Consider the following 21791-nt stretch of genomic DNA (forward strand, 5'->3'; position numbering starts at 1 on the left):
CGGATTGCTCTGTCTCAGCATAAAAATGAATTCGGAAATGATCGGTTTCAATGGTCTTCCAATCCAACTCAGGATGATTGTAATTCACCTGCCCAAAAGCAATGGACATTAATAAGATGAAACGAAGTTTCATTATTTAATAACGCCCACTTTAATGATCTTTTCTTCGGATTTCCCTTCTCCACTCACGATGACTCTTGCTAAATAAACGCCAGATTCAATATTTGATACATTCCATTTAAGTTCATGATCGTTATTTTTAAATGATTCTCGCCACCAGGATCTTGGATTATCAACTTCAGCAACAAGTGTTTTAGATAATTTCTTTATTGGAAATCCGGATATATCAAAAATATTAATTTCAATAGTTTCAGCAATTCCAAGTCTAATTCGAAATATTACATCTTCACCGTAACTTGGATTTGGGTATGCGTAGGTGAATTCATTTAGAAGCAATTCTTTTTGTCCCGTAGAATCAACCGGAATTTTTAATTTTATTTCCCTTCTTCTATTCGGACCCCCGTCCGGATGTATCCACTCATTACCACCATAATCTTTTAAAACTGAAAGTTGGTAAATTGTTTTTTCTGTTACAATGGACTTCATTCCATCATATTCCCCAATCATTTTTAACTTATCTCCATTAATCATGGAAAATCGTTGAATAGAGTTACCTTCATAATCCAATATTTTGATATTACCATTGGAATCCTGGAAAATCAGCTCTGGATGATTATCATCAAATAAATCAGCCAATAAAATGGGGGGAACCGCATTTGCCGTAATTGGAAAACCACTTTTTAAAATAATATTATTATCGTATCCAAAAATCGCACCTAATGAATCAACTAATACAATATCAACACGACCATCTAAATCAATGTCAACAATTCCAGCATCTATGAGTCCAGAATGTTCAATTAAAGTAGGGGAATTAAAAATAATATTCCTTCTGTAACTATATACAGTAGTACCATCTGATTGATTTCCCGATAATCCAATATGTGGAGGATCGCATCTACTGTAACTATTAGAAGTTTTTGTATATTTTGTAATTTTATCAGGAAAAACATTATAGTCAAAACCATTATAATTAAATCTGACTTCATTCGCAAATTTGAAAGCTCTTATAAATCCTACATTGCATTCATTTATGAAGAAATATTTCCATTTATTGACGAACCTTTTAGAATTATGATTATACGTAAACCATAACACATCAGTTTCAAATCCATTTACACCAACAATTACTAAATCATTTTCACCATTATATAAGTCGTTTTCACTATCATATGGAATAAATACTTCCGTCTCTTTCCATTTATTTTCAATTATTGAAATTGGATTCAATAATCCATTCAATGAATACCATATTGAGTCTCCACCGCCAACAAAATCTAAATCACCGTCACCGTCCACATCCCATTGAAAGAGAATGGATTTATTTTCATCCTTGAGAAATGCCATATCATAACTAGATGAAAGAGTAAACGACATGTTTTCCCCAGCTTTGGAGATATTGCTGATATTTATTCCCGACTTGGCGCCAGAATTGGATTTTGTATTTGGGTGTGTAAATGAAGAAAAATCCATACTCCCATCAGCATTTGCCCGGAAGTATTCTTTATTCTCCCCAAACCACATATCGCCCCAATAGCCGGAAGATGGGTCGGTGAATAAATTAGTAATATAGCCAATATCCTGGGCGCCGTCGGCCTCTTCAAGGTCGATGCCACGTTGCTTACGGTCAGCGTTAACAGAAAACGAACCCAATCCTTCTTGAATTTTCTTTTCATCAATATGCCAAATCAATAATCCTGATGCGGGTAAACCCAAATCATAATTGGGAATATTGGTAATAACACCATACTCATTCTTTTTCACGCCCGCAGAATCCAAAAGGACATTTATAAATGATGGATAATGATTCATTTTTTCCCAGACTGCATAGCGGGAAGAATCGATGTTTACACCATCCCGAAACCAGTTATTTCGATTTTCGATTAAAAAATATTCATCGGCGCCAATGGGAACCTTAGCAATACTGTTTTGGATGCCACTTTGAATGGATATTTTCCCAGGATATTGAAATGTCGTCGCTTCTTCCCACCCTGCAAAAATGCGTGTCCAAGCATTCGGTGGCGCGGGAACAATTCCATGACCATTATTAGATCCTTGATCCATGAGACTGAATACACCCACACCGGAGAGACCCGTTTCTAAATCCCATAATGGCGGCAAACCTACTGCGAATCCAACCATTAAGGCCCATGTTCCCGTAATACTGAACTGCACATTACAAGGATTGTTTAGGGCATCATGTATGGCATCATCCATGAGAATATGGTTTTGAGATTCAGGAAGAATAATCCCCATAGGAATAGAAGCATTGCCGATTTGGATTGGTCCGTCCAAATGGGTATTGACCATATTTTTATCCACAAATGTTGAGGGTATATCTTCTGGTGTTGGATCGAGAAAAGGTAGTTTAAAATCCTGCCCGACGCCGGGATGGATGATGGCAACAAGGTCATATTGACTGAAATCAATTTGGTCCTCGTCAACGGCAACTTGGATGGCATCCCTTAGTAGCTCAGTAATACGTTTTTCATGTTCGTTTTCATTCCCCAACTCATTGTAATAATTCATGGGTTTTTGGATAATATAGCTGCCTTCATTCTCATTTGGGAGAACCACAGAATTTTTCATGTCAAAACCGAACTTCCCATAAGATACGGTCCGGAAATAATTATTTACAGCTTTTACATGGGATTGAAAATAGTTTTTATCGTGCGGCGCAGGGTCAATGGTGTAGTCACCACAAATCGCATTTTGGACAAATTCGTAATTACCGTTTCCTGTAAAACCAGGATAGTCTCCCGGTTCAAATGATATTCGAATGAAGGCTACTTTCAAATCACCCAAAACTTGGGCATTTATGGGTAAATATGCGAAAAGCAGAAAGACCATAGCCAATCTGCATTGAGAAAAGCGGTTCATTTAACTTTTATCTAGAACTGAATGTTCATGGAGAACCGCATTGTATTGGTCAGTGGATGACCGGGCGCTCCTGATGTATATCCAAAATCGAATCCATAATTAGAGAAACGCAACCCTACACCAAATGTTGGATTTTTTATTTTCCCTGTTCTATCGTAATAGTATCCGCCTCTTAAGGCAAAATAAGAAGAATACCAGTATTCCATACCAAAGTTATGCACCAGTTTATCCAATTCATCCTGGATAGAACGGTCGTCAGCAGAGCCCACTTCTTTTTGGCCCCACTCGTTATAAATCCCCCAATTCTCATCGCCGAAAGCAGCACCGTATTCTGTGACAGTATTGAGCATTTCTTCTGCATCGCGGCTACCGTTTCCATTTGCATCTCCAGCCCATTCCCAGCCACCGATTATTTTATCTGCATCCTCCCCACCGGGGGCACGATCGATATCACCGCCCAAAAGCCAATCGTCAACCCAAGAAGTAAAAATCGCCTTAAACAATTTATCTTTATGGGCAATCTCCAATTTTCCATTCCGGTTATAATTAGAATTTTTAGCGCTTTCATCGCCTTTGGAATTATATCCACCAATTAGACCATCTCCATCCCAATCCATATCAGGATAGGATGCAACCAAAAGTTTATCTACATCATATACTAATTTTAAACTGTTAAATTCATTCTTAAATATTTCATAAGCAAACCCGAGGGTCAAATTTGTTGGCTGTGGATCTGCCTGGTCAGGATCGATAAATGATACTTTCGGTCCAATATTAGTCATGGTTACGCCCATATCCATTCGCGGTGTGAGCCATCCCTTATTCATATACCCAAGATCAAAACCAAAATCAATCGACGTACCTTTACCCTTCTCTGCCCCTGTAGCAATTTCTACCAAATGCTGGTAAGAAATTTTAGCATTCATTCCGAAGGCTGATGTGCCCGATAATTTACTGCTATAGGAGAGGGCCGCTGCCATCATGTATGATGTAAATTTTCCCTGGTATTGGGCGAATTCATCCATACGAACCTGTTCACCAAGATTGAGGTAGATCAAATGGCCACCTAGAGTACCAAGGTTTTCGTATTGTTTCCGAAAACCTAGAAATTCATAATACAAGTCATCGGCCAGATTAGGTAACCAATTCACGTGCATAAATGCAATTTCGGAACCTGTTTGAAATGCAAGTCCGGCTGGATTCCAATAACTGGCATAAGCATCATTGGCCACAGCCACTTGTGCTTCACCCATTCCGCCGGCACGAGCGCCGGGAGATATTAGCAGGAATATAGCGCCTGCTTCACTTTGTGCATTGAGGGACGGACTGCTGAAAAGCAGGAGCGTCGCCACAATTGAATATATTCGTCTCATAAAAAGTCCTTTTCCCCGGTTCGGGGTATATTGTTTAGAAGGGTTTATTTCCTTCGGTAATGTGAGAAACGATTCAACCGTTAGCGATATTTTATAAAAACTCCTGTTTGTTACCTAGAAATTACCCTTTTCTCCTCTAACGAGGCAAGGGATTGTACGATATTTATTTTACAGCCCAAGTGGACAGAATAGGGATATACGTTATTATCAAAACACTCAACAACATAACCATAAAAAACGGCAAAGTTGATTTATAGATTGTGGGCATATCCTCATCGAAACGATAAGCGGATAAAAAAAGGTTCATTCCTACAGGAGGTGTTAAAAATCCCAACTCCAGGTTTGCGATAAATATAATGGCTAAATGTATAGGATCAATTCCAAAATAAGCCCCTAGTGGTGTAATCAAAGGAACAACTATAATGATGGCTGAAAAAATATCCATCATACAGCCTACCGCCAATAAGAAGATATTCAGCATTAATAAAAAAACTATTTTGGATGAAATGGTTGTTTTAACCCATGCCAACAATTGCATTGGGATTTGGGCATCCACCATGTAACTCGTCAATCCCATGGCTACCCCAAGAATGATAAGTACACCACCAATTAAGGTTGAACAATCTAGGATAATCTTTTTTATATCCCGCCAATTCAAATCATTATAGATTAATACTTCCACAATAAAAACATATACAGTAGTCATGGCAGCAGTTTCAACCAGTGTGGTGTAGCCACCAAAAATTCCAAATAAAATGAAAAAGGGAATAACTGCTTCCCACTTCGCTTCCCAAAGTGACGTTTTAATATCATGGAAATTTAATTTATGTCGTTTAACCGATTGCACTTTACCTTGCCAAACTGCCCACCCACCAATCATGGCAACGCGTAAAAATCCTGGAATAATTCCCGCAAGGAAGATAGCCTTTACGGAAACTGCTGCAGTAACACCGTAAATAATCAGAGGTAAACTTGGTGGGAATAATAGACCTAATGAACCGGCCACTGTAATGAGACCCAAAGAAAAATGTTTTGAATAGCCTTCCCGAATTAATAATGGAAACAATAATCCGCCTAAAGCCAAAATCGTTACACCAGAACCACCTGTTAAAGCGGTAAAAAACCCACATAAGAGGACGAGTACGACCGGTGTTCCACCGGGAATCCACCCAAACAAAGCTCGGAATAATTTGACTAATCGTTCGGAAGCTTTGCTCTCAGCTAAAATATATCCTGCCAATGTAAATAATGGAATTGTGGGCAATGTGGGTGACACTACAATGCGATATGTTTCCGCCGGTATTGCAGATAATGGTGTATATTCTTGCCAAAAAAAGAGAATGGCCAAACCACCCAAACCAATAAAGATAGGAGCCCCCTTGTAAAGGGAAAATAAAATAAATATGATGCCAATCCACATAAATATGATTGAATCTTGAAACAACTCAATACGGGTAATTGCTGCAATGAGAATTAATCCTATTATTAATAAGCCACGATTTTTCCATCCTTCATATCCATTCATGAATAGATGAATTGCAATTAGAATAAATCCTACCGGCATGACCATTTGAGCGCCCCAACGGGGCAAAAGAGGTGCGATTTTTACTGGATAAGCCATTTCAACTTTGACCAACTCCCAACTTCCAAAAGCCAAAGCTAATATGATAAACAGAGTGGTGACTTTTCCGATAAATTTGAACCAGTTAATCTTTGATTCTGGCTCAAATAAAGGAGTAGTTGTAAGAGATAAAAGTTTATTTCTACGGGCAGCCACAACGGCACCAGCGAAGCCTATCCATAAAGTAAAATGTTGAACAAGTACTGACGAAGCAACCACACCCGTGGTGCCGAACAAACGAGAAATAACCTCAGCGGCGGGAAGAAAAACGAGAGCTACAAATACAAATAAGGTAAAATACTGCTCGATGGATTTGATGTTAAAATAAGCCAAGAGAAATATTTTTTCTTTAGCGAGATTCCATTTCTTTTTTAATTTGCATCAGTTTGTCAAATACTGGTGCATCAATGAGCGAACCCCTAATGTCAGGATACATTTTTTCAATGAGTGACTTCCATTCGACCACCTGTTCGGGCGAGGGCGTATTCACCGTAAGACCATATTCTTTCATCACTTCTACCGCTTTATCAGTTTCATGACGATTCTTTTCCTGGAATCCTTCCCCAATTTTTTGAGCAATCTCAAGCATAGCTTTTTGGTGTTTCGGCTTGATTCGATTCCAAGTTCTATTGTCTATAATAACGGCAGCCGTCAAGTTACCCCATTTCATATTTAGCATATTATCCGCAATGCCAAACAATTGTTGTGATAAAGCATACATGGGATTAAATCCAATTGAGTTGATTAATCCCGTTTGAAGACCAGACAAAACATCTGTCATGGCTAGTGGTACAGGTTGGTATCCATGTTTCTCGTAAAGTGCTGTGGATTTATAATCTCCGGCCCAAATAAATATTTTTGTCTTTTTGAGATCGTCAGGTATATAAACTGGTTTTGTTGAAAACCAGTATGCCCAACCCACATCAACCATTGTTAAAATTTTAAAACCATTTTCTTCTGTAACAGATATAAGGTCATCATTCAACTTCGCTCGAACGAAATCAACTTCATCATAAGACTGGTAAAGCATGGGCATGTAGAATGCTGTAAAATATGGATTAATCTCTGTCATACCTTCGTTGGTTATTGCAGCTCCATGAATCTGCCCAATCCGCATTTTGCGAATCATGTCAGCTTCATCGCCCACCACACCACCGGGATAAATCCGTAAACGTACTTCGCCATCGGTCGCTTTTGTCCACTGCTGTCCAAGGTCTACCAACAAACCATGCCATTCAGTGCCTTCAGGGGCCAAGGTTGCCATTTTTACAATAACCTTTTTCGCCCATAAAAACTGGACAGAAAAGCAAATGAGTAGAATAGGTATGATTCGGTTCATAATTTTTTGATACTAATAAAATAATTCATCTATGTTATCCAATAACCATTGCGCCCTATTACGGCCAATATGATTCGTCAAACGTAAATCATCGTCAGCCATTATATCAATGTTTAATGCTTTATATAGCAAATTAGTGAATTCGTTCCGATTTTGTGTTGCGATAGATACACTTTCGGCAAATGTAACATATGGACTCAAATCTAAACCATCGGATGATTTTACCGCTTTATCGAAATAACTTCGGGCAATTTCTACTTTATTTTCCGGTGCATCATGGCGACTCATGGTATAAGAAATCATTGCGGTGTATAAGGCGCCTTTATTCCATTCAGAATTAATTTTTATTGCCGCTTCAAGGAGATATCCAACCCTCGGCAGTTTAATCACCCACTCTGGATTTCCCCTACTTGAACTTATTGCACCACCATAAGCTGCGGCTGTCCAAAATAGATAGGGAATCTCATATTCAGTAAAGTCCGGACTTTGGTTAGTTTGGCCACCAATCCATCTATCATAATCTAAGTGTTTTATTGAAAAAGATTTGTCTCCATATAAAACAGCTTTGGTAAAATTTTCATTGGCCTGAGCATACAATACTTTTCCACCTATATAATCATCCATAATGATACGATCGGCTTTTTCCATAATAAAACCGTAAGTGTATTTCGTCCAAGATTCACATCCTTTTTGTAATAGTTCAGGATTCTCGGGGTTTTTGACAAGTTTTTTTTCAATTCCATTTACATAATAAAGAAATCCATCTTCAGCCCATTCTGGTTTATTTTCCAAAAGAACAAGCGACGGACTGCAGGCCATCCCTGCCAAAACAATTGAACTATAAAATAATTTAGAGAAAGAATTCAGGCTGATATTTGAATGCTTAATTGTGCAATTCAGGATATAAAGGAAAAGATTCGCAGAGAGATTTAACTTCGGCTTTAATTTGAGTAATTGTGCCTTCATTCTCTACATCATTCACAACACGATCTATAAATTCTACAATTAATTTCATTTCATCTACACCCATTCCGCGGGTTGTGATCGCTGGCGTTCCAACTCGCATGCCGCTAGTAACAAAAGGACTACGTTGATCGAAGGGAACCATATTCTTATTGACAGTAATGCCAGCTTTTTCAAGAGCTTTTTCAGCAGCTTTCCCGGTAACATTTTTATTCGAAAGATCAATCAAGATTACATGGGTATCTGTACCACCAGATACCAAGTTATAATCCTTACTAGACAATGCATCCGCCATTGTTTTAGCGTTGATTACAATTTGTTTCGCATATGAATTAAATTCCGGTTGAAGTGCTTCACCGAAGGCCACAGCCTTTGCAGCAATAATATGCATCAATGGTCCACCCTGAATTCCCGGCATCACGGTTGAATTTAATAATTCTGAAACCATTTTTACTCGACCGGATTTTGGTGCCACAACACCCCATGAATTTTCTACATCCTTACCCATCATTATCATGCCACCGCGAGGGCCACGCAATGTTTTATGGGTTGTGGTGGTTACTACATCACAATATGGCATAGGTGATGGATGAATCCCTGCGGCTACTAAACCGGCAGGATGGGCAATATCTGCCATAAGAAAAGCACCAACCTCATCGGCTATTTCACGAAATTGTTCAAATTCAATAAACCTTGGATAAGCGCTACCACCACAAATAATAAGTTTTGGTTTATGTTCTTTAGCCAATTTTCGGACATCATCAAAATTGACACGGCCTGTTTCTCGGGTAACTTGGTAAGAAACAACATTATATAATTTACCGGAAAAGTTTACAGGGCTTCCGTGAGTCAAATGTCCGCCGTGAGCTAAATCCAACCCCATAATTGTATCGCCAACATTAACAAAAGTCATAAGGGCAGCCATATTGGCTTGGGAACCCGAGTGTGGTTGCACATTGGCATATTCACAATTGAATAATTCTTTTGCACGATCGCGAGCCAAATTTTCAGCTTCATCTACGTGCTCACAACCGCCATAATAACGCGCGCCGGGATATCCCTCCGCATACTTATTGGTCATTACGCCACCAGCCATTTCAAGAATTGGGTAGCTTACAAAATTTTCAGATGCAATCAACTCCAGGGTATGGTCTTCCCTAGAAACCTCACGCATCAATATTTCATATAATTTAGGATCGGCTTTTAGTAAAGTAGAAAAAGTAGCCTTGGCAGATGCCATTTATTACCACCCTTTACCTTTATTTAATCTTTCAGATACCCATTGGTAACAAGCAGTTTCTGCTTTGATGTATCCCTTATTTTTCACTTCAGCATCCATCATAAACCATTGTGCTTTTCCGAAAAGGACTTCATTTTCTTTCAGCCATTCTTTAGAGCGACTGTACCGAGAATAACCTTTAGATTCTGCGTCCTCAAATGCATTATATGCTAAAGTAGCAATAACACGGTCATTAATAGAAATTTCACCTGAACGACAAGCTTGAAAAGCTTTGTAATAAACATTTCCTTTGGCACCATAAGCTTCACCTTCTCCAGAAAGGGTGACTGCCTTATCGGCCCAATCGAATGCTGAACTATAATCTTGGTCCTCGACATAAACGTCCGAAATTTTAACGGCTACTCGAAAATCACGTGGATCTAGTCGAAATAATCTTTCATAAGTTTTGGCGGCTTCAGTTAGCCGATCTGCCAAATCATATGCACTGGCCAATTTTCGGAAGGCCACTTTGCTTGTAGGATCAGTATTCACAACCTGTTTTAGGATCTTGGCGGCATCATTCGGACGGTCAGCCGCACTGAGTCTGTCAGCATAATCTAACCCATAAGAAATATTATCAGTATTATTATCGTATCTAGTTTTATATACATCTAATGGATCTCTACCACTTGCTTCATAAGCCGCTGCCAAATCACTTTGCGCACCTTCATTATTTGGTTGCAATTTCAATAAGTCTTTTAAAACTGCTATTTGGTCATCATATTTCTCCTGGTCACCATAAAGTTTGGCTAATTCACTTTTAATATCTACATCTTCTGGTGCCAAAAACGATAAACGATCTAATTCATCCATCCGCAAATCGGTCTTACCTTGTTTATCGTAAGCAAAAGCGAGACGTTTTCTTAAATCAACATTGTCGGGAAGGAATGAAAGTCCTTTTAGAAGAACTGTAGCGGAGCTGTCATACTTGCCCATATATTCATAGGCAATAGCATAATAAAGATATACCTCTTTAGGATCATCACGATCACAACCAAGATCGGTCAATTCACCATAAGCGCGAACGGTAGCTTCCCAATCACGGTTTTTATAAAATTCGGCGGCACTGCTAAATACTCTTGGGCAACGTACTTTTCGAATGGAATCTTGCCGAGCGAATTCAGCAGCATCTGCATCAGCGCTAGACTGTTCAGGCGGTGTACACATTGTCATAAAAACAGATGCGACACCTAAAATTAATAGTTTTTTAATTAAGTTCTTTTTGTTCATTGTTTTGCTCTCCTCCTGAGAAACCAGACATCTCCCAGACTAAGTCCTATTGTAAAATCTTTAATTATTTCTTTGTGACCACCCTCCATGGATCTGGATCCTTTGCGATAAGAAATATCTAATTGGTTTCCAGTGGCGGCGAATTTAAATCCAAACCCCAGAGAAATCCCATTTTCATTTATTGTTTTTCCACTATATCTCAAACCATATGTTTCTTTATATGAACCAAGTCGCAATGTTATACGGTCTTGCCACGACCTCGCGTCCAAATTCCCAAATCGAACCATTCCTGCACCCAAATGAGTTTTTGACCCAATTTGCTCTTTAATTATGCTGGCATAGTTTGCATTGGTCGCCTCATCGTTCCACAATTGAAATTCGGTAAAAATATTCATATTATTCTTAAAAGATACATTGAAACCAAGACTGAAACTATTGGGTGCATAAATATTGGATATATTAATTGTATCAACTTCAGCTGTAGCAGGATAATCATCCTGATCATATGAAAAATTTTGATTCCTGTCCTCGAATACATCAAACTGATAAAGGGTACCCGAAACAGGTGATCCTGTCATAGATACTTTTGCAAAACCCAAAATCATTATTTTATTATTACTGAAAAATTGACCGGCAAAATTGAAATTAATGGTGGATCCACTGTAGGTTCGAATATTGAATAATCGATAATGCATGTCGTTTAAGATTAACGATTGTTCATCGCGAGAAGAACCAAACAATCTATCTAATGAGAGGCCAAAAGCCATTTTTTCATTCAGTGGTAATGAGAGTCCGACTGTTCCGGCCATGAGACCTCCGCCGGATCTGAATACTTTATTGGATTGGATGGTTTTACCTTGAAAGTCAAAACTGATTGAATCAGTTTTGAAATATGAATAATGGTCATTAACAGGCTTAATAGAAAGTCCAAAACCATATTTATCCCTGATCGGAATTACAAATTGAATTTTTTCAATCCCACCACCCGTATTGGAACTGTTATTTGCATCAATTCCCATTTCTCTATTTGAATAAGACCCACTAATATAAGTGAATTTTAAACCTGACCAAGTCGCCGGGTTATCCAATGAAACGCCTGGATGAAAAGTGGGTACAAGTCCTATGCTGCTAGCGCCTGCAGAAGAAGTGTGTTGAAAACTTTTCGACAATCCTAAACCATAAGCGTTAAAAATTGATTGTCCACTCAGACCAACAACAAACAGAAAACTGATAATTGGAATTTTACGGCAGAACATAAATCACTCTCATAACGGGATATAAATCAGATTTATTTAAACCGTGAAAAAATACGGTCGTAAATGGATCATTACTAAAACTGGTTTGCAATTTGAACCCATAGTTGGTGTAATTAGCACGACCAATTTGGGTGGCTGCTCTACGGTGGTTTATTCGCAATTCGTCATTAATGATTTTCGTCGAGGTATAAAAACCATAATCCTCTTCATAGGGATCATCTATAAATGAGGAAAACTTTATAAAGTCTCCTTCACTTTTGATCGGATGAGATACAATCGAGTATGGACTTATAGAATCTCCCTCAACCCTATTTAAAATTAAATTGGCTGAACTAATAACAGATTTGGGTGGCAAAATCCATCCGCCCATATCAACCATGACAATAGATTTTAATCCTTTTGACATACTCACGGACAACAATGATGTATCTTCGTAAGATACTACCGGAGGTACAATGATTGATAAATCTTCAATCGCATTATATAGTCGCGCTACCGTATCCAAAACAACCGTGTCTGATAGAAATTGGCGAAAAAATACAGTTAATTGAGGGCCGTATCCGTCACCAAGATCTATGCTGCGAAAGTTAAATGATTCTGTTCCATCATCTTTTAGCTCGACCAAAAAAGATCTGTTAAAATCTGTAACATTTGTATCCTTCAAGGCATTGACAATGGATGAATCCAAAGAAAAATTCAAATAGACCTTGGTGCTATTTGTATCTGTTGTATCTGATGTCATTTGAGCCGTACTTATAATTGAAGATGCAATCAAATTATCGAAATTCATATGATTTGTAGTCATTTCATTGAATACAGAGTCACCCCCATCCGGGAAATAACGAAGTTGAAATTCGGGGTTATTTTCAATCGAATCCAATTCAAAGCGCAGGGATAATTGTAAACTGTCCACAACAACCAACGAATCATTATAATACGATAATGGCGTTTTTGCAGTCATGCTGGTACTATCAAATTTGATCAGGCTGTATTTAAAGTCGTATCCATCCTTTTTACCAAAGTATAAATAATTAGTTTTACCCATTTGAGGCGGCACTTGGTAAGAGACTGCTTTTATAACAGGGAAAGAAATGGTATCTAGTCTCATTGGCGTACCAATATCGTCCATGGGAATTGCCGCTTCTTCACAGGCAGAAAAAGCAACCATACCGGTCATACACAGACCGATTGTCATGTTTAGGAAAAATTTATTCATGGAAGATTTATTAAGGAGTTATACTACGAAGGATTAGGCGAAATGTTTCGTCAATACTTCATTCAGGGCGGTGGCGGTAGCATTAAAGTCCGGTGATTCTTCATCATCGAGTGAAATTGAAACCAATTTCTCTTTATGTGCTTTAATGCCGGGTAATTTCATCAATTTTGCTGTGACATCATTTTCAGGTGAATCCACTGCTACAATCAAATCTGCAAAAGGTGCAGCCGCTTCATAACAGTTTACGGTATTGCCCTTAATACTATCAGGAAGTGTAACGCCCGCTTTTTCGTAAGATTTTCGGGAAAACTCACAATATTCATCAACCGAATGAACAGTCAGGACTGTTTTAATTTTACCGTAGAAATCTTTTTTATCATAAATTTGCTGATAGATCAAGGGGACAAAAGCACTTTGCCACCCGTTGCAAATGACTACGTCAGGTTTCCAAAACAAATGGGGTAAAATTGCAATTGCTGCTTTTGAAAAATAACCATAACGTTCATCATTATCAGCAAGAATGCGGCCATTTTTAGCTTTATACAACAAGTTAGTCAGAGACTTATACCATTTGGTGTTTTCAAGGAAATAAACTTGCACTCTTGTCTTAGGTATAAAAGCACTTTTAGCGGAAGTAATAACTTCCTCTCCGTTAAACTCAAAAGAAATTTCACGGAGACGAATAACTTCACGCAGGATATATTTTCTTTCACTGACGAAACCATATTTTGGAATCATTGTTCTTACATCATGTCCAGCAATTTGTAATGCCAATGGTACGTGAACTGAATAGTTTCCCAAATGGGAGGTTTCTGCAAAAGGTGTAATCTCAGTAGTGAGATAAAAAAGTTTTAAAGACATATTTTCTCTGTATTTATTGTACGTTCAGTTGTTTGAGTGAGACCCGAGCCTTATCATAAAATTCCGAACCGGGAAAATAATCAATCAATCGTTTATATTCTTCCCGTGCTTTGTTAAGGTTACCCATGTTCCTGTGACAATGGCCCAATTTTAATTGTGCATCGTCATCTTTATCCGTTCCGGGGAATGTGAATACTTTTTCAAATTCAATGATGGCGCGTTTATAATTCTTCATAGTATAATAACATTCCGCCAACCAATATTGGCTATTATCAGCTAATTCGTTCAATGGGTCGCTCATGACTAGTCCCGCAAATCCCGTCACAGCTTTTTCAAATGCACCATTCTGATAAGCCGAAAGAGCATCAATATAAGTTTTCTTATATTCAACCGGACTTATTTTAGAACTGACCTTATCCCCAAGTTTATTATTTTTCAAGTTATACATTTCTGTAAAACTATTTGTCAGTGTTACAATTTTATTTTCAATCATAACCAATTGAGCCAGTATTTCAAAATTGACACTATCTATGTAGGCAGTTTTATCTTCAATCAATCGCATCTTATTTTGGATCGTATTGATACGATTTATCAAAAGGATGGCTACTGAATCAGTTTGCTCCTTGGCTTTCAGATTTGCTTTAAGTGCATTTTGAAGCTCAGGAAGCAACATTCGAATTTGAGTGTCGAGCGAATCTACTCTCACATTTTCTCGATCAATCTTTGCATTGAGTCGTTTTAATTCACGCTTCGTTGTTGCATCCTGTCCGGACACAATCGTAAATGTTGCGAGAAGAATTATAGTTGCTGTGAATTTGAACAATCGATACGTCATGTAATATCTGCCTGTGATTAAAGAATCAAATTAAGGCTCGGAATTTACCGCCTTTATTTGGCGTCGTCATTATCTTTTTCACTCCAAATTAATCCATTTCTTCCCTGCCAAAGTTCAAAACTAAACCAATCATCATAAAACTGGATACCAGAAATGATCCGCCATAAGAAACGAATGGAAGTGGCAGACCCTTAACAGGAATCATCCCTACTGTCATGGCACAATTGACAAAAACATGGGTCATGAAAATCGTTGCAATACCAATTAAGATAAGTCCGGCGAATCTATCTGATGCATTAATGGCTAATCGAATTATTTTTACAATAAGCCAAAGGAATAAAACCACCATTGCCAGTAAAGCAATAAAGCCCAATTCTTCTCCGATTACACTGACAATAAAATCAGATTCTTGAACCGGAAGAAACTTTAAATGAGTTTGGGTCCCTTGCCCCCAACCTTTCCCAAACAATCCACCAGAACCTAAAGCTGTTTTACTTTGAATAATCTGGTAACCTGCACCGAGCGGATCTGACTCCGGGTTAAATAAAGTGAGAACTCTATTTTGTTGAAACGGACGCAATGAGTTCCACAAAAACGGAAATATCAATCCAAGGAAAATATTGCTGAAGTAAATTCCTACCCCGTGCCACAATTGAGGACGTGACAAGAAGATGACAATGGCCATAATGGCTGCCCAAACAGAAAATACCACTACGTTAAATGCAGCAAGAATACTTAACAAAGGGGCCACTATTAAGAACAAATGATAGGGTCTTGCCCCCACCCAAAATAGCATAGGTATCACCGGTGCCATCATCACGAATGCCGTTCCTAAATCCGGTTGCCTCAGAACAATAAATGTTGGTATCAATGCAATGGTGAATGGAACAATATTTGAACCGAAGTTCCTCATTTGCAAATTATGGTCAGATAAATACCTAGCTAATGTGATGACAATTACCCACTTCGCAATTTCAGATGGCTGAAGACCAAATGGAAGTCCCATGTAGATCCACCGATAAGTACCAGCAATTTTTGGTCCGAAGAATGGAAGTATTACTGCAATAATGATTATTCCATAGAGTATAAATATATATTTATGAATAAATCGCTTAGAGGTGACCATAATTGCAATCATTAAAAGCACAGCTGGCACAAGAAAAATAAGTTGTTTCGAGAATGCATTGGGTGGCTCTTGCTCTTGTATCGCCGTAATGCTAAAAAGGGTAAGAAGTCCCACCGATAATAAAGCAATCACCCCGATAAGAATACTTAAGGGTGATTCGATTATTTTTTTTTGAAAATTAAGAAGCATTATGAATTGACCAGCTTTGTTTTATCATCTTCAAAATATTGCTTAAATATTTTACGAGCCATCGGCGCTGCTACTTCACCGCCATGACCGCCGTTCTCGATCAGAATGACAACGGAAATCATTGCTCCATCTTTTTCGCCGAAGGCTATAAACCAGGCGTGGGGTTCGCCATGAGGATTCTCAGCTGTACCAGTTTTTCCAGAAATTTTTAATCCGGGGATTTTAGGATCTGACCTACGACCTGTTCCTTTCGGATCCGAAATAACTTTTCGCATATATTTTTGTATAAGATTCCACGATTGATTCCTGACTATTGGTTTTACAATAAAATCATCTTTAGCCTGAACCATATAAAGTGGATGGGTATTCCCTTTTGTTGCCAAAATATTTGTATAAGCAGCCATTTGAAGTGGTGTAACTAGGATTTCACCTTGTCCGATTGAAATATTTAACATTGCGCCCTGTGACCAACCCCATCGCCCATAGAGACGATTCATAAAGGCTCGGTCTGGCATTCGTCCTTTCATTTCTGCAGGAAGATCAATATTAGTTTCATAACCAAACCCGAACTGTTTAGCGAACTCTGCTAATTCATTTAATTTTATCTTTTGAATTGCTTGGTAAAAGAATACATCACATGACTGGACAATTGCCTGTTCAAGATCAATCTTTCCATGTCCAAATTCACTCCAGCATCCAAAAGTTCGATCATAAAACTCATAGGAACCAGTACAGAAAACTTCCGTCTGGGGTGAAATAAGGTTTTTCTCTAGCAACGCCAAAGCAACAACCATTTTAAATATTGATGCTGGAGGATAGGTACCATTCGCAACACGATTCAATAAAGGACGATTTGGGTCCGAAATCACTTCTTGCCAATCTGAGTTCGAAATTAAACCGGTGAAAAGATCAGGCTTATAATCAGGTGCACTTACATAGGCAAGAATACCACCCGTTCTTGGATCAGAAACTATTCCAACACCCTTCTTACCTCTAAATTCCTTTTCAATTAGTTGCTGTAAGGATACATCAAGAGTTGTGGAAATATTGTTCCCAGGAGAGGATAAAATATTTTCTTCACCTTCAAGTTTTCCCGCTTCACGACCATATGCATCCACCTGAAAATATTCCACACCCTTATCACCCTTGAGCGTAGTTTCATACTCTTGTTCAAGTCCTGACCATCCAACAAGATCGCCAGACTCATAATCACCATTTGACACCATTTTCTGAATCATTTCCTGATCCATTTCTTTTAAATATCCTAAAACGTGGGATGCACGAATTTTGGGGTTATATATTCGTTCTGGGAATTGTTTATACATAATGCCGCTTAAATCATTTTTAGCTTCTTCTAATCGGCTTAATTGTTCAATCGTCAAATCTTTTACAAGACGCGTTGGCAAGAATCGGTTCCGATAATAATTCTTATAATTCTTTTTTAATATTGAGGTATCAATTCCAATGCTGTGGCTGATTACTTTATAATTTTTTTGTTTATCCCTGATTTCTGCACCAATTCCATAAAGAATATAAGTGGGATAATTATCTACAATGATTTCACCATGGCGATCAAGAATTAGTCCCCGCGATGCTGGCAAAGAGATGGCGCGAATTCGATTACTGTCTGCCCGTTTATTGTAAAACTCAAAATCTAAAATTTGTAATTGAAAAAATCGAAAGGCCAATACAGAATGAAGAATAATGACAAAAGTTATCATGACCCAAAATTTAGACTTGGAAACTGAATTAGGTGTTTTCAGCAATGGAAGCTTCTCTAACAGGAAAAAAGAATTGGACTATCAAGAAAAACATCATTGTATAGGAAAAAGACATGAGCCATTTTGTCCAGAACAGAATAATATCAGATTCATAAACGGATTGAAATCGAACATAAGAAATCAAAAGAAAGTGTATGGCTATAATTACGACCCAAGTAGCATGAAAGATATATGGTAATAATCGTTCATACTTTCCATTTAAATAACCGGTTAAGTAGGCCGTTATAGACAATGATAATGGTGCGAGACCAAACAAGGAACCCACGCCTGTCAAATCAGAAAGAACGCCTAGAGTGAAGCCAATAATGACGCCAGGAGTTTTACCATAAACCAAACTGATATAAAAAACATATATAACCAAAAAGTCAGGACGAATCATATTTAGGGATAAAAAATCGACCAAAAAAAATTGGATAAAGAATACACCAATTGTCGGAAGAATAACTTTAATCCACTTCATTTATTTCTTCAATCACAAGGAATACATTTAATAGTGCACCCAATTTAGGCTGAATCCTAACTTTTGCTATTTTTTGAAAACTCCCCCGCTCGTCTATTACTTCTACAACTTCGCCTACGGGAAGATTTTTTGGATAAATTTGGCTGAAACCCGAAGTAACCACTTTATCGCCAATTGAAATTTTTGCGTTTTTTTGTAATTCCCGGATTTCACAAATATCATTGGCAATATATCGAAGAATACCAGTATTTCCTGATGGCATAGTGCGTACAGATAAGCGATAATTAATATCATTTATAATTTGGACTATTGTTGATTCTTTTCCAACAACAACTGTTTTACCAATCACGCCGCCTGGTACTAAAACTGGTTGATTTACTAATACACCATGATTTGATCCAATATCAAGAGTGATTGACGATAAATTTGATGATGCGCCCATATTCACCACTTTTGCCGCCATCAGTTTCAGTTGACTTTCGCGCTTAAATCTTAGGAGATATCGCAAAGAAACATTTTCTTTCTCAGCGTTTAATAAAGACTCCAATTCAAGCGTTAATTGAATATTTTTTTCGCGAAGGAATTGAGTCTCCTCTTGGAGTTGCGTCATGCTTTTCACCCATGAAAAAGGGCCGGAAATAAAAGAAAAATAGTCACTAAATTTTCCCCGAACTATTAAAACATCGGGCGAATCGTTTTTTAGGAGCAAGGTAAAGGATAGCGTAACCGCTATCACTAGAATCAAATGGTCTTTATAGCGTAAAAGGGCTAGGTAGAAATTCCGCATTCAATGGTTATATCAGAACAGACTCGTATTTTTTCACATCTTCAAGGACTTTACCCGTTCCTTTAACAACTGAAAGCAGTGGTTCTTCAGCAATATTCACCGGAACGTTTGTTCGTTCCCTGATTAACTGGTCAATTCCTTTTAGCATACTTCCCCCACCGGTCATGATGATACCTCGATCTAGGATATCTGCCGAAAGTTCTGGAGGGGTACGTTCCAAAGCGCGTTTTACTGCCTCAACAATCGCGTTAATGGGATCCTTGAGGGACTGTCTAACTTCATCAGATGAAACTTCAATTGTTTTTGGAATTCCAGAAACAAGGTCACGGCCTTTGACAGCAATCATTTCATTCTTGATGCGCATCGCAGAACCAACAGCTTTTTTAATAGACTCTGCTGTTGAATGACCAATGTCAAGTTTATGTTCATTGCGGAACCATTGGATAATAGATTCATCCATTTCATCACCTGCGACTCGAATAGTTTCTTTCGTAACAACACCATTTAAGGAAATCACTGCAATCTCTGTCGTCCCACCACCTATATCAACAATTATATTCCCAAACGGTTTTGAAATATCTAGTCCCATACCAATCGCTGCGGCTACTGGTTCTTCAATCAAAAACACTTCACGTGCGTTGGCCCTTTCACCAGAATCACGAACGGCTCTGCGCTCAACTTCAGTAACGCCAGAGGGGACACAAATTACCATCCGTGGACGAGCCAAACGATTCATGTTTATTTTTTTTATAAAACCCTGGATAAGTCCATCTGTCATAGTGAAGTCTGCAATAACGCCATCTCGCAAAGGTCTAATTGTCTCTATTTCTCTATGTGTACGACCCACCATTGCTTTGGCCTCATACCCTACTGCAATAATTTTATCATTGTGTACAGATTTAGCAACAATCGAAGGCTCGTTAATCATAATGCCCTTACCCTTAATATAAATAAGGGTATTGGCAGTACCTAAATCAATGGCGATGTCGCCAGAAATCCAATTCAAGGGATTTGTGAAAGAATTTAAGAAACCCATTTTAATTACTCTTCAATATTTTATGTTCGGATAATAGACCGCAAATCTAAATTAAATAACCCAATGGTTTCATCATATAAAAGAGTGATTTGAATTTATTTTTTTCCTTTTTCACGGCCGGCCTTTGCCAACTTATCCGCTGCATCATTTTTATCTCTATAAATATGACTAAAAGACCAGCTATCTAATTGATGAAATTGGGACATTGCTTCGCGATGAAGTTTTTGCATTCGGGGGTTTTTTACTCTGTATTCACCACTGATTTGTTTCACGACCAATTCGCTGTCAGAATATATTTTTACATTAAGCAACTTTAGTTCGACAAGCCATTTCAAACCTACAATAAGCGCTGTGTATTCCGCTTCATTGTTGGTGGCATCATGAAGGTATTCTGAAAATGAATACACTTCTTCCCCATCTTTAAAAATGACTCCCCCAATTCCGGCAGTTTTCGAATTCAAATCTGCAGCCCCATCAATAAATAAAGTAACTTCACTATTAGAAGTCATTTTATTATAAAGGTTATCCAAAGAATCTTCCACTCGATTTTTTGGCTCAGAAAGGAGAATTTTTAAGGCACTAGTTTCTTGTTGATTTAATTTCATTTTTTCCTAAATATATGGGTTTGTACCATATTGGGCTGGACATTCTTCCCAGTAATAACACCAATTGCAAAGGATGCTTTTTTTCGGATTGAATGCACTGCCATTTTTAATATGATTTCGAATGTTATCAATACGAGTTTTTGTCTGATTTTTTAATTGATCAAGTTGGTAATCATTTCGTGTCGATTCAACTGTTTGATTGTGCTGTAGAAAATGCCAAACTAGCTTTACTGACTTCACATCGTCTCGATCATTTCGTAACGCAATCTGATACAGGGCCAATTGACAATCTTTGTCAGCAGTATATTGAGTTAACATTCGTTTGCCACTTTTATAATCATGAATCTCATAATTTCCTTTACCATCGTGGTCCAATCGATCCATAATACCTTTCATCATATAATCCTTGGAATCATCTACAGAAAATATATATTCAAATTCCGTTCCAATTACCATTTGATCAAATGGACTAAAAGTCCTGTAATACGCAGCAATACACCGCTCACCCAACTCGAAATAAAACTTTGGCTTATTTTCTTTCCTAACAATGGCAATACGGTTATGCCAATTTTCTTCCCATACTTGATGGTACTTTTCAATTACACCATCAAGAAAAGGGAGTCGGCTAGCCATCACTTCATTATATAAATATTCCAGTGCTTCGTGGACGCGTATGCCCATAAAAGCTTCAATTCCCTCGTCGTCCTTATAGTTTTTATCTATATAGCGATAGCGAAATTGAGCCGGACATTTTTTATATGTTTCGAGACTGCTGTATGAAAATCGTTCAATCATTAATTGATCATTAAAGAATTATGTTAAAAGTTACGGTTT

The 21791-nt window shown here is 38.0% G+C and carries 18 protein-coding genes; all 18 read right to left on the bottom strand.

The window, feature by feature from the left end; all coding sequences use genetic code 11:
• Positions 1–132: 132 nt before the first annotated feature.
• Entirely contained in the window at positions 133–3000 is a 2868-nt protein-coding gene (locus HN459_08535) for a hypothetical protein (protein MBT3479493.1), read from the bottom strand.
• An 11-nt stretch (positions 3001–3011) separates the two neighbouring features.
• Positions 3012–4373, bottom strand: coding sequence for a PorV/PorQ family protein (locus tag HN459_08540; GenBank protein ID MBT3479494.1), 1362 nt, complete (start codon positions 4371–4373; stop codon positions 3012–3014).
• Positions 4374–4536: 163 nt separating this feature from the next.
• Positions 4537–6327: a TRAP transporter large permease subunit gene (locus tag HN459_08545; protein ID MBT3479495.1), complete on the bottom strand. Its 1791-nt coding sequence runs from the start codon at positions 6325–6327 to the stop codon at positions 4537–4539.
• A 16-nt stretch (positions 6328–6343) separates the two neighbouring features.
• The gene (dctP, locus tag HN459_08550; GenBank protein ID MBT3479496.1) at positions 6344–7333 is read right to left on the bottom strand and encodes a TRAP transporter substrate-binding protein DctP; all 990 of its coding nucleotides are present in this window, start codon (positions 7331–7333) and stop codon (positions 6344–6346) included.
• A gap of 12 nt (positions 7334–7345) precedes the next feature.
• Positions 7346–8125 carry a hypothetical protein gene (locus tag HN459_08555; GenBank protein ID MBT3479497.1) on the bottom strand — a complete coding sequence of 260 codons (780 nt, stop codon included), beginning with the start codon at positions 8123–8125 and terminating at the stop codon, positions 7346–7348.
• Positions 8126–8216: 91 nt separating this feature from the next.
• Positions 8217–9536 carry a serine hydroxymethyltransferase gene (locus HN459_08560; protein ID MBT3479498.1) on the bottom strand — a complete coding sequence of 440 codons (1320 nt, stop codon included), beginning with the start codon at positions 9534–9536 and terminating at the stop codon, positions 8217–8219.
• A gap of 3 nt (positions 9537–9539) precedes the next feature.
• Entirely contained in the window at positions 9540–10805 is a 1266-nt protein-coding gene (locus HN459_08565) for a hypothetical protein (GenBank protein MBT3479499.1), read from the bottom strand.
• A complete protein-coding gene (locus HN459_08570; protein ID MBT3479500.1) occupies positions 10802–12061 on the bottom strand; it encodes a hypothetical protein in 1260 nt (419 codons plus the stop codon). Before HN459_08570 ends, HN459_08565 begins: the two co-directional genes overlap by 4 nt.
• Positions 12048–13277 (bottom strand): hypothetical protein, encoded by a 1230-nt coding sequence (locus tag HN459_08575; GenBank protein MBT3479501.1) that lies wholly within the window; start codon positions 13275–13277, stop codon positions 12048–12050. The genes HN459_08570 and HN459_08575 overlap by 14 nt, the downstream gene beginning before the upstream one ends.
• A 33-nt stretch (positions 13278–13310) precedes the next feature.
• The gene (locus HN459_08580; GenBank protein ID MBT3479502.1) at positions 13311–14138 is read right to left on the bottom strand and encodes a glycogen/starch synthase; all 828 of its coding nucleotides are present in this window, start codon (positions 14136–14138) and stop codon (positions 13311–13313) included.
• A gap of 13 nt (positions 14139–14151) precedes the next feature.
• Positions 14152–14973, bottom strand: a complete 822-nt coding sequence (locus tag HN459_08585; protein ID MBT3479503.1) for a tetratricopeptide repeat protein — start codon at positions 14971–14973, stop codon at positions 14152–14154.
• A gap of 88 nt (positions 14974–15061) precedes the next feature.
• Positions 15062–16288, bottom strand: coding sequence for a rod shape-determining protein RodA (locus tag HN459_08590; GenBank protein MBT3479504.1), 1227 nt, complete (start codon positions 16286–16288; stop codon positions 15062–15064).
• Positions 16288–18009, bottom strand: coding sequence for a penicillin-binding protein 2 (mrdA, locus tag HN459_08595; GenBank protein MBT3479505.1), 1722 nt, complete (start codon positions 18007–18009; stop codon positions 16288–16290). The genes HN459_08590 and mrdA overlap by 1 nt, the downstream gene beginning before the upstream one ends.
• Positions 18010–18037: 28 nt before the next feature.
• Positions 18038–18529, bottom strand: coding sequence for a rod shape-determining protein MreD (mreD, locus tag HN459_08600; GenBank protein MBT3479506.1), 492 nt, complete (start codon positions 18527–18529; stop codon positions 18038–18040).
• Positions 18516–19139: a rod shape-determining protein MreC gene (locus HN459_08605; protein ID MBT3479507.1), complete on the bottom strand. Its 624-nt coding sequence runs from the start codon at positions 19137–19139 to the stop codon at positions 18516–18518. The genes mreD and HN459_08605 overlap by 14 nt, the downstream gene beginning before the upstream one ends.
• 184 nt (positions 19140–19323) lie before the next feature.
• Positions 19324–20352, bottom strand: a complete 1029-nt coding sequence (locus HN459_08610) for a rod shape-determining protein (protein ID MBT3479508.1) — start codon at positions 20350–20352, stop codon at positions 19324–19326.
• A 95-nt stretch (positions 20353–20447) separates the two neighbouring features.
• Complete coding sequence (locus HN459_08615; GenBank protein ID MBT3479509.1) at positions 20448–20957, bottom strand: ribonuclease HI family protein; 510 nt, start codon at positions 20955–20957, stop codon at positions 20448–20450.
• A 6-nt stretch (positions 20958–20963) separates the two neighbouring features.
• Positions 20964–21752 carry a PD-(D/E)XK nuclease family protein gene (locus HN459_08620; GenBank protein ID MBT3479510.1) on the bottom strand — a complete coding sequence of 263 codons (789 nt, stop codon included), beginning with the start codon at positions 21750–21752 and terminating at the stop codon, positions 20964–20966.
• Positions 21753–21791 lie beyond the last annotated feature (39 nt).

Source organism: Candidatus Neomarinimicrobiota bacterium (assembly GCA_018647265.1).
In the GTDB taxonomy this organism is placed as follows: Bacteria; Fidelibacterota; Marinisomatia; order Marinisomatales; family TCS55; genus TCS55.

Coding starts and splice junctions, on each gene's coding strand:
- HN459_08575 (MBT3479501.1), bottom strand. CDS start 13,277: ATGAATAAATTTTTCCTAAACATGACAATCGGTCTGTGTATGACCGGT.
- HN459_08585 (MBT3479503.1), bottom strand. CDS start 14,973: ATGACGTATCGATTGTTCAAATTCACAGCAACTATAATTCTTCTCGCA.
- HN459_08580 (MBT3479502.1), bottom strand. CDS start 14,138: ATGTCTTTAAAACTTTTTTATCTCACTACTGAGATTACACCTTTTGCA.
- HN459_08565 (MBT3479499.1), bottom strand. CDS start 10,805: ATGAACAAAAAGAACTTAATTAAAAAACTATTAATTTTAGGTGTCGCA.
- HN459_08535 (MBT3479493.1), bottom strand. CDS start 3,000: ATGAACCGCTTTTCTCAATGCAGATTGGCTATGGTCTTTCTGCTTTTC.
- HN459_08590 (MBT3479504.1), bottom strand. CDS start 16,288: ATGCTTCTTAATTTTCAAAAAAAAATAATCGAATCACCCTTAAGTATT.
- HN459_08560 (MBT3479498.1), bottom strand. CDS start 9,536: ATGGCATCTGCCAAGGCTACTTTTTCTACTTTACTAAAAGCCGATCCT.
- HN459_08605 (MBT3479507.1), bottom strand. CDS start 19,139: ATGACGCAACTCCAAGAGGAGACTCAATTCCTTCGCGAAAAAAATATT.
- HN459_08570 (MBT3479500.1), bottom strand. CDS start 12,061: ATGTTCTGCCGTAAAATTCCAATTATCAGTTTTCTGTTTGTTGTTGGT.
- HN459_08610 (MBT3479508.1), bottom strand. CDS start 20,352: ATGGGTTTCTTAAATTCTTTCACAAATCCCTTGAATTGGATTTCTGGC.
- dctP (MBT3479496.1), bottom strand. CDS start 7,333: ATGAACCGAATCATACCTATTCTACTCATTTGCTTTTCTGTCCAGTTT.
- HN459_08620 (MBT3479510.1), bottom strand. CDS start 21,752: ATGATTGAACGATTTTCATACAGCAGTCTCGAAACATATAAAAAATGT.
- mreD (MBT3479506.1), bottom strand. CDS start 18,529: ATGAAGTGGATTAAAGTTATTCTTCCGACAATTGGTGTATTCTTTATC.
- mrdA (MBT3479505.1), bottom strand. CDS start 18,009: ATGATAACTTTTGTCATTATTCTTCATTCTGTATTGGCCTTTCGATTT.
- HN459_08615 (MBT3479509.1), bottom strand. CDS start 20,957: ATGAAATTAAATCAACAAGAAACTAGTGCCTTAAAAATTCTCCTTTCT.
- HN459_08540 (MBT3479494.1), bottom strand. CDS start 4,373: ATGAGACGAATATATTCAATTGTGGCGACGCTCCTGCTTTTCAGCAGT.